The organism is Bradyrhizobium sp. UFLA03-84, assembly GCF_002289535.1.
GTDB lineage: Bacteria > Pseudomonadota > Alphaproteobacteria > Rhizobiales > Xanthobacteraceae > Bradyrhizobium > Bradyrhizobium viridifuturi.
The window spans coordinates 751,358-763,228 of record NZ_NSJY01000017.1 but is presented as its reverse complement, the minus strand read 5'-3'; the positions used below and the strand labels follow the sequence as shown (position 1 = coordinate 763,228).

At 59.7% G+C, this 11,871-nt stretch carries 11 protein-coding genes; 7 read left to right on the top strand and 4 right to left on the bottom strand.

The genetic code is table 11. The features are described from left to right. Nucleotides 1-10: 10 nt before the first annotated feature. Nucleotides 11-334 carry an AraC family transcriptional regulator gene (locus CK489_RS36305; RefSeq protein WP_143278299.1) on the bottom strand — a complete coding sequence of 108 codons (324 nt, stop codon included), beginning with the start codon at nucleotides 332-334 and terminating at the stop codon, nucleotides 11-13. 226 nt (nucleotides 335-560) lie between these two features. Here CK489_RS36305 and CK489_RS41560 point away from each other — a divergent pair, with 226 nt between their 5' ends. The 7 genes from CK489_RS41560 to CK489_RS36275 all read left to right on the top strand — a co-directional run bounded on the left by CK489_RS41560 (nucleotide 561) and on the right by CK489_RS36275 (nucleotide 7,926). Next, entirely contained in the window at nucleotides 561-698 is a 138-nt protein-coding gene (locus CK489_RS41560) for a hypothetical protein (protein WP_158226546.1), read from the top strand. A gap of 414 nt (nucleotides 699-1,112) precedes the next feature. Continuing rightward, entirely contained in the window at nucleotides 1,113-2,384 is a 1,272-nt protein-coding gene (locus CK489_RS36300; protein ID WP_158226545.1) for an OpgC domain-containing protein, read from the top strand. A 29-nt stretch (nucleotides 2,385-2,413) separates the two neighbouring features. Further along, on the top strand, nucleotides 2,414-2,926 hold the full coding sequence (locus CK489_RS36295) for a copper chaperone PCu(A)C (protein ID WP_245350649.1): 513 nt from the start codon (nucleotides 2,414-2,416) through the stop codon (nucleotides 2,924-2,926). Nucleotides 2,927-2,995: 69 nt separating this feature from the next. After that, entirely contained in the window at nucleotides 2,996-4,183 is a 1,188-nt protein-coding gene (locus tag CK489_RS36290) for an OpgC domain-containing protein (RefSeq protein ID WP_050631739.1), read from the top strand. Between the two features lie 70 nt (nucleotides 4,184-4,253). Beyond that, nucleotides 4,254-4,736, top strand: a complete 483-nt coding sequence (locus tag CK489_RS36285; RefSeq protein ID WP_050631724.1) for a DUF2059 domain-containing protein — start codon at nucleotides 4,254-4,256, stop codon at nucleotides 4,734-4,736. Between the two features lie 15 nt (nucleotides 4,737-4,751). Continuing rightward, entirely contained in the window at nucleotides 4,752-6,485 is a 1,734-nt protein-coding gene (locus tag CK489_RS36280) for a glycosyltransferase family protein (RefSeq protein WP_143278298.1), read from the top strand. 154 nt (nucleotides 6,486-6,639) lie between these two features. Beyond that, complete coding sequence (locus CK489_RS36275; protein ID WP_095735638.1) at nucleotides 6,640-7,926, top strand: TAXI family TRAP transporter solute-binding subunit; 1,287 nt, start codon at nucleotides 6,640-6,642, stop codon at nucleotides 7,924-7,926. A 682-nt stretch (nucleotides 7,927-8,608) separates the two neighbouring features. Here the strand turns inward: CK489_RS36275 and CK489_RS36270 are convergent. The 3 genes from CK489_RS36270 to CK489_RS36260 are packed head-to-tail and all read right to left on the bottom strand — an operon-like array spanning nucleotide 8,609 to nucleotide 11,807. Next, nucleotides 8,609-9,481, bottom strand: a complete 873-nt coding sequence (locus CK489_RS36270; RefSeq protein WP_198961108.1) for an ABC transporter ATP-binding protein — start codon at nucleotides 9,479-9,481, stop codon at nucleotides 8,609-8,611. Continuing rightward, entirely contained in the window at nucleotides 9,478-10,347 is an 870-nt protein-coding gene (locus tag CK489_RS36265; RefSeq protein ID WP_095735764.1) for an ABC transporter permease, read from the bottom strand. Before CK489_RS36265 ends, CK489_RS36270 begins: the two co-directional genes overlap by 4 nt. A 38-nt stretch (nucleotides 10,348-10,385) precedes the next feature. Beyond that, nucleotides 10,386-11,807 (bottom strand): ABC transporter substrate-binding protein, encoded by a 1,422-nt coding sequence (locus CK489_RS36260; RefSeq protein WP_095735636.1) that lies wholly within the window; start codon nucleotides 11,805-11,807, stop codon nucleotides 10,386-10,388. Between the last annotated feature and the right edge of the window lie 64 nt (nucleotides 11,808-11,871).

The following is an 11,871-nucleotide window of genomic DNA, read 5'->3' as shown; positions in this document are numbered from 1 at the left end:
TCGGGGGCTGTTAGCTTGTCAGCGGTTTGATCCTGCAATTCAATCGAGAGGTGCGGATAAACTGATGGCAGCAATTGGCGAGGCATGGCCGAGGGGGCGGATTGAGGGTCGCCGATCTCTGCCCAACCAGAAGTCCGAAATGCTGAAATTTTGTCGCAGCCACGCAGCCCATAAGAAGCCGGTCGAGCTCGACGAAGGAGAGGGAGTTTTCCGGGTTGCGAGGCAAGCCGGGGTTGATGTCGGCCCTTGCGATAATCGTTGCCGGGTCCTGGCCCTTTTCTCGCAAGACTTGCGGGAGTTCGACGAGAACTCCGATACGCTGCTGTTCTTCCATTTTGCTGCGCCTCGCCGCCATGCATGCGGCAGACCGGGATTTCACGGAGCTGGCTGTCGCAAAATAACAAGCGCACGATGTTGATCTTGATCAACATGCCCTCCGAGACGTCGCATTTGAATAACCTTCGCAGTCGGCCGGTTTTGGTCGAGGTTAGAGACGTGACCATGGCGAACGTCGATCCAGCGGGGGCTCTCACCGGTTTCCACTGGCCGGGTGCTTCACCTTGGCTAAGTCCGCGGTCTCCGGGCGGGAAACGGCTGCGGTCGCTACGGGTGTCCTGCTGACCCTTTTGCAAACCAAGATCAACCCGGCGGTGCTGGTGCTGGGCGGGGCTGAGATCGGCGTTCTTTCGCTTCAGTGATGAGAGGAGGGGGCCAGTGCGCCGGCCGTTGGAGTGTCCAAAGTCGAATTTTGGCTGCGAAATCACCACCAAGTTGGGAGCCGCATGATGAGCATCACTGGCTGCGATCTTCTATCTGCCGGCATGGGAAGCGCGTTCTCCGCGCCTGTACTCTCATCAGGCCGCAACGTCGGTTGCCCTCGAACAGCTCCAGGCTCCCGAACCATTTTGGGGGACCGGAAGGCCACCGACTGCGCCGAACATTTTGGTTGGGAAAGCCACCGTATGCGCCTTGGCAATTTGAGTATTTCCGCAGCCATTTACCGGCAAGTTTGGCCCGGATTACCTCCGATATGACATATCGAGTTGGGGAGCGGGACTGTAGTGTAGTCGCCTGTTGGCTTGCTGTTCTTGATGACCAGGAGCGAGGACGAGATGATGCCTCGTATTGATCAAGCCGGATTTGCATCGATTGCCGATGGGGTCGCCGGAGCTTCCGCAACGGGCAAGGTGGACCCGGTCGCGACAGGCATCCTTTCGGCGTCGGCAGTCTCGATGCCGCTTTTTGTCGTCGCGAGCGGCAAGCGGGAATTGCGGCTCGACCTCTTTCGTGGGCTGGCGCTCTGGATGATCTATATCGACCACGTTTCGCCCGACCATTTGACCTGGCTCACGATCAGAAATTACGGCTTTAGCGACGCCGCGGAACTCTTCATTTTCATTTCCGGCTTCACCGCTGCGCTGGTCTACGGCAGGGCAACGTTCGAGTCTGGGTTCGTGATCGGGACCGCACGTGTGCTGCGGCGGATCTGGCAGATCTACACCGCACATCTGCTGCTCTTCCTGGTCCTTATGGCGGAGATCGCTTGCGTCGTGGCAGTTTCAAACAAGCCATCATTTTACATTCATGAGATGGAAGTCGCGGATTTCTTCGGGGATCCAGGAGCTGTGATGATCCCGACACTGCTCCTGCGATTTCGTCCGCTGAACATGGATGTTCTGCCGCTCTATATCGTGCTGATGGCCTTCCTGCCGCTGGTCTTCCTGCTTGCGCGATTGCATCGCGATCTTCCGCTGGCAGCCTCGATCCTGTTCTACATCCTCACCATCCGGTACGACCTTCACCTGTCGACCTATCGAGACGGCTTCTGGTCATTCAATCCATGCGCCTGGCAGTTGCTCTTCGTCTTCGGCGCCTGGTGTGCTCTCGGCGGCGGACGGCGATTGATCGCGATTCTAGATACGAGGCTCACTTTCTGGCTGGCCGTCGCCTATCTTTGCGCGGCGCTCTTTGTGACCTTCACCTGGCATTTCCCTCGGCTGGAGGGTTTCATCCCAGCGTGGTTGTCGCGCGTGATCTACCCGATCAACAAGACCGATTTCGATATCCTGAGGTTGGCGCATTTCCTGGCACTGACGGTCGTTGTACTGCGATTCGTGCGGAACGACTGGGCAGGATTGAAGTCGCCCTTTGCCCGGCCCCTGATCCTGTGCGGGCAATATTCCCTTCAGATTTTCGCACTCGGGGTCGCCTTGTCATTTGCTGGCTACGCGCTTCTGATGGAGCTTGATGCCGGCGCCGCGCTGCATTTCATCGTGGGCGTCGCCGGCCTTCTGGTCATGTACTGCGTTGCGCAGACGTTCACCTGGTACAAGTGGGCGACGGTTGGGAGCGAGAGCGCTCCAATGCTGTCAAGAACACTGTGACGGTACCGGGTCGCTAAAGGGAGGGAACAGTGAAAGTCAGCGGACATCTCGTCGCGTTCTTGCTTCTTGCTGGTGCACTTCAAAGCCTGCCTGTGCGAGCGCAGGAAGTGAAGGCAGGTGATCTTGTCATTTCACAAGCTTGGAGCCGCGCGGCGCCGCGCGGTGCAGAATTGGCGAGTAGTTATGTCACGATCGAAAACAAGGGGACTGTGCCGGACCGCTTGATCGGAGGGGCGACCGATATCGCCGAAAAGCTTCAAATCCAGCAAAGTAGCATGGTCGGGGGCGGACTGACCTTAAACCCTGTTGCCGGAGGAGTGACGATCTCTCCCGGTGACAAGGTGGTATTGGCGCCTCACGGTATTCATCTCACCCTGTCGAACCTCAAGGCGAAGATGAAGAAAGGAACGGCTGTGCCAATGACGCTCGAGTTCGAGAAAGCGGGCAAGATTACTGTTTCGTTCGACGTGCTTGGCGCCGCCTCGACAGGACCCGTCGCGCCGAAAGCTTCAGCGGCAGATGGGAGCATGATGAAGAAATGAAGTTTCGGCGAGCAGGTTGTCGCCGTTGTCACAGTGCAACGTACCACGAGTAAGAATGGATGGAGCATGATGACCCACAAGGATGACGAATATCTCATGCGTCCCGTCGAGCGCGACCTCCGGCTCGATCTGCTCCGCGGCTTGGGTCTGTGGATGATCTTCCTCGATCACGTTCCGAACAACATCGTCTCCTGGTTGACGCTTCGCAATTTCGGCTTCAGCGACGCCGCCGAGTTCTTCGTGTTCATCTCCGGCTACCTTGCCGGCTTCATTTACGGCCCTTTCATTGCCGGCGGGCAGTTCCTCGCGGCCACAAAGCGACTCTGGAAGCGGGCTGTGCAGATGTACGTCGCCCACATTATGCTCTTCCTGATTTTCACAGCGCAGATCGCGCGCGCCGCGAGAAAATTTGACAATCCGATGTACGAGAATGAGTTCAATGTCTTCAATTTCCTCCAGCATCCCGACGTACTGATCGGGCAGGCCCTCACGCTGCGATACAAGCCGGTCGATCTCGACGTGCTGCCGCTCTACATTTCGTTGATTGCCGCTTCACCGCTGGTCCTGTGGTGCATGGTACGCCGCCCGAACCTGACCTTGCTTTGCTCGGCGGTCCTGTATGTTCTGGCACGCTGGTTCGACTGGAATCTGCCGTCTTATCCGCCGGGGACAACGTGGTACTTCAACCCGTTCGCCTGGCAATTGCTGTTTTTCCTGGCCGCATGGTGCAGCGTCGGCGGCGCCGCAAAATACTGGAGCCTGATTCAATCGCGCGCGGTATTCGCCCTATCGGTTGCGTGGATTGGCTTTGCCTTCCTGATCGTGATGACCTGGCACAGCGAATTCCTGGCGTCACTGATTCCGAAATGGATGATCAAGGTGATCTATCCGATCGACAAGACCGATCTCGACATGCTGCGCTTTACGCACTTTCTTGCCGTGGCGGTCGTAGTGTCGCGATATGTCCCGTACAACTGGCGGCAGCTCACCGCAAAATGGACTTATCCGCTCAGGCTGTGTGGCCGGCATTCACTGCCGCTCTTCTGCGTCGGCGTGTTCCTGTCTTTTGGAGCGCATTGGATCCTGGTGCAGTACGACTCGGGCATCTTGGCGCAGATTGGCGTCAGCCTCGCCGGCTTCCTGATCATGATGGCGATCGCATGGGCTTTGGATCAGAGCCAGAAGGTCCCCGACTTGTTTGTCGAGGTAACCGATCTTGATACGTCAAAAGCAGCGACCGGTTCGGGCACGGCGTGACTGCGCCGATGCCCGGAAGCCGCGATTTGAATACCATCGTCCATTCGGACGTCGTCGGAGGAGTCGGTCTATGTCCAAACGCTTATTGGTCATCTGTAGCATACTCCTATGTTCGACGTGCGTCGCACGGGCACAAGCGCCATCCACCGAGGCGATGACCGCCGCGCGAAGCCTGGTTACCACTTTAGGGGTACCCGACCAGTACAAGGCGCTGCTGCCTGTCATTCTGCTGGGCCTCAAGCCGGGGCTGACGCAGGAAAGGCCGGAAATGGAGCGAGCATTCGACGCGCTGCTGCCGAAGATGACCGAGACCTATGCTCCATATTACAGTGCGATGATCGACGCTGCCGCCACCGTTTACGCGAACAATTTTACAGTCGACGAGCTGCATGAGATCGAGGCGTTCTATAGCCGACCAGCCGGGAGGAAATTTCTGGAAAAGTCACAAGCAATTGCCCAGCAAAGCACGCAGGTTGGCCAGGAAGCCGGGCGCAAGGCGAGCGAGGCTCTACGTGCGCGGCTGACCGAGCTCCTGCGCCAGACAGCACACTAGGTGTGATGGCGAGGAATGAGCAGGACCGAAGCGCGGCGCACAGAACGCTTTTCCGGCATCGCGGAGGGCAATTTGTCCCGGAACAGGGCGATGCGATCGATCGCGCGATTCGACATCTATGACATCGCCACCGGCGCGCTTCTCGCAACCCTCGTTCTCGCGGTGTGGCTCACCTTCAGGGATTACGCGATCTCCAACGATGAGGGCGTGCAGCACCACTATGGCGAATTGATTATCAGCTATTATCAGAGCGCGTTCAAAGATCGCGACGTTTTCGCGTTCGAGAACCTTTATCTCTATGGCGGGCTGTTTGACATCATTGCCGTTGGGCTCGCGCATGTCGTCCCTGTGGAGGCTTACGAGCTGCGCCACATCCTGTGCGCGATGATCGGGATTGGTGGGATTTTTGCCAGTGCAGTGACCGCGCGATTGATTGCCGGATCGCGTGCAGGTCTGATCGCCGCGGTCGCGCTTGCGCTTTGCGGTGGCTGGTACGGCGCCATGTTCAACCACACCAAGGACATTCCCTTCGCGTCCGCGATGATGGGAGCGACGCTGTTTCTTGTGCGGATTGCTCGCCGTCTGCCGTCGCCGCGCGCCGTCGACGTGGCGGGGTTTGGCCTTCTGGCCGGGGCGGCGCTCGGCGTGCGAAGCCTCGGTTTGCTGCTGATTCTCTATCTCGGCTTTGCCGTCGCTATTTGCCTGCCCTGGCGCGAGCGCGGCATGCGCCTCTCCTTTGCCGCCACTTCCGCGTTGAAGGCGTTGCCGGCCGTGGTGCTCGCCGGCTTCATCATGATCCTGGCCTGGCCGTGGGCCGCGCTGTCGCCGCTCAACCCGATCCGCGGTCTAATTGCGTTCTCGGAGTTTCACTACGACATCCGCACCATGTTCGAGGGACGCGTTTACGAGATGGCCGATGTGCCGCGGCTCTATACTCCGGTCTATCTCCTCATCCGCGTCCCGCTCATTACGCTCGCGGGCGCGGCGCTTGCGATGAGCTCATTGCTTTGGCAACAGCGCGATGAGGACCGCGGAGGACACCGCAGCGATCTGGCCTTGGTTTCGTTGAGCGTCCTTTTCCCGCTGGCCTGCCAAGTGCTGCTTCGTGGACCCGGCTTTACCGGCATGCGTCATTTCTTGTTCGTGCTTCCACCGCTTGCGACGTTGGCCGGCGTGGGTTTCAGCAGGGGCTTTGACGCGCTTTCGACGCGTGGGCCCCGATTGGCATCGGCCGGGCTCGCGTTAGTCTCTGCATGCTTCCTGTGGGACGGCGTGACGCTGGCGAGACTTCATCCCTACGAGAACCTCTCCTACAATGCGCTGGTCGGCGGTCTTCCGGGCGCATTCCGTCGGTATGAGCTCGACTACTGGTTCAACAGCATGCCGGAGGCGATCCGTACGCTTGAGGCGTTCGTCCGTGACCAGACCCACATCGATTCTATCCATCCATCCAAGGTTTATTCCGTCGCCGTATGCGGGGAGCGTTTGCCTTTTGATCGGGCTGTCACTCTTCCACAATTGCGCTGGGACTTCAGGTCCGAATGGGATGAGTCGGAATTCTTTATCGCGTCGACACAGATGAACTGCGACCACGATCTTGACGGCGATGTTATCGGCACGGTGGAGAGGTTCGGTGTTCCCATAGCTTATGTGAAAGACCGGCGGGCCATTGCAAAGCGGCCGGTGGACACAGTCGCGTCGCCATCGTTGGGTCAGGAGGCCACCGCCCGGACGAGGAGCATTCCGTAATCCTGGTCCAGCTACCCGCTATTCATTCATTTCGCGCTGTTGGCAACGTCACTGGGAAGAAGGCGCTAGTTCGCTGCATTTCGAATCACGGGCCAGACCACGTTTCAGTAAGACTATTTGGCTAGGTCGCCACGGCACCAAGGATCGGCGCGCGATGATGATTGGAGATTATGCCCACAGGATCTGGCGCTACGCTGCAATTGCCGCGACCGTGGCGATATTTTTCGGCGCGAGCTGGTTCGTTGTGGCAACGTTACCGCCGCGTGAGTTGGTGATGGCGACTGGCGCTGAAGGCGGGGCCAATTACGAATTGGGGATACGCTATCGCGATATCCTGGCGAAAGATGGTGTCAAGCTGCAGCTGCAGCCGACTGCCGGCAGCCTGGCCAATCTGAGATATCTGCTCGATCCGACCTCGCGGGTCAGCGTTGGATTCATACAGGGGGGCACGACCACCAGGAAGGAGGCCCCGAAGCTGGAGTCGCTCGGCACTGTTTTCTACGAACCGTTATGGCTGTTTCGCCGCGCCGGAATCGGCGAAGGCGTACAGGGATTGCGGGGCCGACGGCTTTCGATAGGTCCCGAGGGAAGCGGTGGGCGTGCCTTGGCGCAGCGGGTCATCGAAAGGACGAGGCTTGACAGTATTGTCGCCGAATTGTCGGGATTTCCGCCGCAGGCTGCGGCTGAAAAGTTGATCGCCGGCGACATCGACGCGGCATTTATTGTGACAGCCTGGGAGTCTCCCGTCGTCCAGTCTCTTCTCCATGCCACGGGCATCGAGCTTTCAAGCGCTCAGCGCGCGGACGCTTTCGTCGCAATTTATCCTTACCTGCATAAATTGATACTGCCTGCCGGTGTCATCGATCTCTTGACGAACCGTCCGCCGAACGATGTTGTTCTATTGGCGCCGAAAGCCAGCCTTGCCGTGCGCGCCGACCTGCATCCTGCGTTGCAGTATCTGTTGCTCAATGCAGCAGTCGAGATTCATTCCCCGCCGGGGATTTTCCAGAAGGCAGGAGAGTTTCCTGCCGCCGAAGCCATCGACCTTCCGCTTAGTCAGGAAGCGCAGCGCTTTTACAAGACCGGACGACCATTCTTGCAAGGCTATCTTCCATTCTGGGCCGCGACGCTGGTCGAGAAGCTCCTGGTCGTGTTTGTCCCACTAGCCGCGTTGCTCTTTCCCGCGTTCAAGTTGCTGCCGCAGTCGTACGACTGGATGATGCAGCTCCGGATCAGGCGACTCTATGACGAGATCAGGTTGATCGAGAGCGAGATGGAGGCGCAAGGAGTGAAGATCGATGTCAGCGCGCTGAACAAGAAACTTGATCTGATTGATCAACGCGCGAACCATCTGCAATTGCCAAATGTCTATGCGAGCAGTCTATATACGCTGCGGGGTCATATTGATCTCGTGCGCACGCGTCTGGCCGCTATGACTTGACGCTGCTCTTTTGCGACAGGGACGCCGTAAACTGTCAAGCAAGCTTTGGTCGAGCCAATATGGCCGAGTTTTCCAAATGCGGCTTGAAATCGTTGAATGATCAAGCAGGTTTTGATCCCGCCATTCTGGATTTGCTCCAGCCTGGAAATCCAAGATCTTGCGGCCGCTTCAGCTGCGCATTTGGAAGCTCGGCTTTCGCAATGGTACTTGTCTCGCCGGCGACGGGGCCGACGACCGTGCATGTGAACTAACTCGGACGTCTTCCAAGCCTGCCGATGATGGCGTTTCGGACGGCAGCTTTGACGAAATGCATGGGCTGCCTTGAAGCGCGCTTCGCAAATGGCGAACCTAGCGATGCAGCGCGTCGCGGCTCGAACCGCTCGGATACAGGCAATGGGTGCGTTCTGTTGTCGCTCGAAAGAGAAGCCAACCACCGATCGACCACCGAAACTCCGTGAACAAACAGAGATAACGGTGGTCAATCAGGATCGGGCTTCATCGTCTTTGCTAATCGTTTCGATCGCCGATTGCGTTCGGGACGCAGGGACATCCCCACCTCACGGGTTCATAACGCCCCGGTTGACGCGAACCCCTGACACCCCCGGTAATCATGCCCGGCCGAGGCATGTAATTTCATAAGTTGGTCGGGCGGTGACGTCCCGCCGCATTGCGCATGTTGCCATCAAAGTACCTCGGCAAGCGAATGCCCCTGCAACTCGATTGTCAGCCCCTGCATGCCCAGGTCATTGATCTCGCCGCCCATCGCCTTCAGGCTTTCTTCGCGGATGAGGGACATTAACCCTCGACGGAGGGCGAGAAATTCCGACGACATCATCATCGACTGCTGTCGCGGGCGTTCGAGCGGGATCGGGATTTCGGCCTTGATCGAGCCGGGCCGCGCGGTCATGCAGTAGACGCGGTCCGACAGGAAGATCGCCTCGTCGATGTCGTGGGTGACGAACAGCACCGAGATCTTCAGCCGCTGCCACATGTTGGTGAGGATCTGCTGCATGATGACGCGGGTCTGCGCGTCCAGTGCGCCGAAGGGTTCGTCTAGCAGCAGCACCTTCGGTCCCGTCGCAAGCGCGCGCACGATGCCGACGCGCTGCTTCATGCCGCCGGACAGTCGCTCAGGATAGTGCTTCTCGAACGCCTCGAGCCCGGCGAGCCCGAGCAACGTGCGGGCCGCGCGCTCGCGCTGTGAGCGCGGCATGCCGCGCATCTTCAGGCCGAACTCGACATTCTCCCGCACCGTCTTCCATGGAAACAGCGAATATTGCTGGAACACCATGCCGCGTTCGGCGCTCGGGCCGTTCACGGGCTCGCCGTCGACGGTGACGACGCCGGTGGTGGGCTTGAGAAAGCCGGCAACCGCGTTGAGCAGCGTGGACTTTCCGCAGCCGGAGGGGCCGACGATCGAGACGAACTCGCCGGGATCGACATGGATGCGGGTATCGGTGACGGCCTGCACCGCACCGTCGATGCTTTCGTAGCTGAGCGAGAAGTTGCTGACCTCGATGCGACCCAGCGGCGGCTTGGTCCGAACCTCGTTCATTTCGGCCTCCATGGCATCACCAGCCGACCTGCAGCCCGGATCAACAGGCTCGATGCCAGTCCGAGCACGCCGATTGCGATCATGCCGAGCGCAATGTCGGCATATTGGACCAGCGAATAGGCTTCCCAGGTGAAATAGCCGATCCCGTACTGTCCGGAGATCATCTCGGCAGCGATCAGGGATACCCATGCCACGCCCATGCCGACGGTGAGGCCGGTGAAGATGTGCGGCAGCGAGGCGGGGAAGTACACCTCGCGGAAGATCGATCGCTCGCGGGCGCCAAGACATTGCGCCGCGCGCACCAGCACCGGATCAACCAGCGACATGCCGTGCAGCGTGTTGACCAGGATCGGGAAGAACGAACCGAGGAACGTGATGAACACGATACTCTGCTCGTTGGTTGGCCACAGCATGATCGCCATCGGCACCCAGGCGATTGCGGGGATCGGGCGCAGCACTTCGGCGACCGGAAACACCGCCTCATGGACCAGCTTGAAGCGGCCCATGATCAGTCCCAGTGGCACGCCGACGATGGCGGCCAGCGAGAAGCCGATGAAGATACGCCGGCAGCTCAGTAGCAGGTGCATGAGGAATTTGGGATCGTGCATCGCCTTGGTGAAGCTTGCATAGACCGCAAGCGGCGTGGGCACGTTGACGAAACGCACGAAGAAGACGACGCGATAGGTCGTGAGCAGGTGCCAGACCACCAGGAAAGCGGCGAGTGAAATCGCGCCGATCACGGTCGCGCGCAGGCCAGCCTGATTGAGCCGGTACCAGCGCCGCGCCAGCGCGGCGAATGACGGTGTGGGGCCGGGCGCCATGGCGGATGCGACCGCGGGCTTGGTCTCGGCCCCGGCCGACGGCATGGCGTCCTCCTGGTGCCGCAGGACGGCTGGACTGCTGCTCACGTCTTGCCTCCGCCGACGGCCGATTTCACCGCATCGTCGAAGCCGAGCACTTTGCCGCCGATCTTGGCCGCATACGCCTCGGCGTCCTTTTTCAGGAGGAACGGTGCCACCTCGCCGTCGCCGACGGCGTAGAACGCCTGATCGGCGAACAGCTTGATGCCGCGGGTGGTATCGAAGACGTAGGCGACGTTGATCTTCTTGCCTTTGGCCTTGAAGTCGGCGTAGGCGCCGAGCGTGCAGGCGGCGTTCGCGAACGGCAGGATGCCGGCATCGTCGACCCAGACTTCACCGGCCTTGCGCGGATCGGCGATCGGCTTCTTGCAGAAGCTGTCCTGGCCCGAAATCTCGTAATTCCCGGTGCTGGCGAGCTGCGCGTCGTAGTCGAGCTTCATCTCGGCATAGGCCTTGCGGATATAGGAATCATCGACCCACTTTCTCGGATCGAATTCCTTCATGCGCCCGAGCTTCTGCAGCACCGTGACGTCGGTGACGGCGGCGTCGATCAGCGCCGGCTTGACCGTGGGATCGGTGGTCATGTTGCCGCCCGGTCCGAGGAAGACGTAGACCACCTCCTTGTTGATGCCGGTCCACTCCTGGATCTTCTCCGCGGCGCGCTTCGGATCGTCGCGCAGCCATTGATTGGCGGCAATGAGTGCCTTCATGTAGGCGACGACCACCTCGGGATATTTTTCGGCGAAGTCGGTGCGCACGACGATGCCGTGAAAGGTCGGCAGATTGGTCTCGACGCCGTCGAAGATCTTGCGCGCGAAGCCGCGGAACGGCAGCAGCTCCGCGAACGGCACGAAGTCGGCATGCGCGTCGATCTTCTTCTCTTGGAGATTGGTCGATCCGACCTCCGGGCTCTGGCTCACCAGCTGGAAGAAATCGGATGCATAGCCGCGGTCCTGCATCGCTTTCAGCACCATGCCGTGCGCGGCGGATCCGAACGGCACGCTGATGAGCTTGCCCTTGAGGTCGGCGAGATCGTAGTAGGGCGAGTCCTTGTGGACGACGATGCCGTTGCCCGAGCCGGAGAGATTGTAGGCGGCGATCGCGATCAGCCGGCTCTTGCTCTCGGGATTGTTTTCGAACGTGAAGCCGTTCACGATCAGCGGATAGTCGCCCATCATGCCGATCTGCAGCTTGTTCGCCATCATCGCATTGGTGACGGGCGGACCGGAGGTGAAATTCTGCCAGTCCAGCTCGAACTTGATGTTGGCGTATTTGCCGTTGGTCGGCAGGTATTTTTCCAACAAATGGAGCTGCCGGATGACGGTGCCTGCGGTGGCCGTGTTGGTGGTCGTGTCTTGCGTGCCGATGCCGATCGTCACCGTTTCCGCCGCTGCCGGCTGCGCGAGCAGAAGCGCCAGCGACGTCACCGATATCGCAAGCGAGAGCGTGGGAAGATGGCGGACCATTCTCATCCTCTTTCGGTTGGATGTGCTGTGGCGGCCATGATTGGGTGAGGGCGCAAGCCGGGCA

What these genes read in the sequence shown, in the direction of transcription:
- CK489_RS36305 (WP_143278299.1), bottom strand. Translation starts at nt 334, where the DNA reads ATGGAAGAACAGCAGCGTATCGGAGTTCTCGTCGAACTCCCGCAAGTC.
- CK489_RS36300 (WP_158226545.1), top strand. Translation starts at nt 1,113, where the DNA reads ATGATGCCTCGTATTGATCAAGCCGGATTTGCATCGATTGCCGATGGG.
- CK489_RS36290 (WP_050631739.1), top strand. Translation starts at nt 2,996, where the DNA reads ATGACCCACAAGGATGACGAATATCTCATGCGTCCCGTCGAGCGCGAC.
- CK489_RS36285 (WP_050631724.1), top strand. Translation starts at nt 4,254, where the DNA reads ATGTCCAAACGCTTATTGGTCATCTGTAGCATACTCCTATGTTCGACG.
- CK489_RS36280 (WP_143278298.1), top strand. Translation starts at nt 4,752, where the DNA reads ATGAGCAGGACCGAAGCGCGGCGCACAGAACGCTTTTCCGGCATCGCG.
- CK489_RS36275 (WP_095735638.1), top strand. Translation starts at nt 6,640, where the DNA reads ATGATGATTGGAGATTATGCCCACAGGATCTGGCGCTACGCTGCAATT.
- CK489_RS36270 (WP_198961108.1), bottom strand. Translation starts at nt 9,481, where the DNA reads ATGAACGAGGTTCGGACCAAGCCGCCGCTGGGTCGCATCGAGGTCAGC.
- CK489_RS36265 (WP_095735764.1), bottom strand. Translation starts at nt 10,347, where the DNA reads ATGCCGTCGGCCGGGGCCGAGACCAAGCCCGCGGTCGCATCCGCCATG.
- CK489_RS36260 (WP_095735636.1), bottom strand. Translation starts at nt 11,807, where the DNA reads ATGGTCCGCCATCTTCCCACGCTCTCGCTTGCGATATCGGTGACGTCG.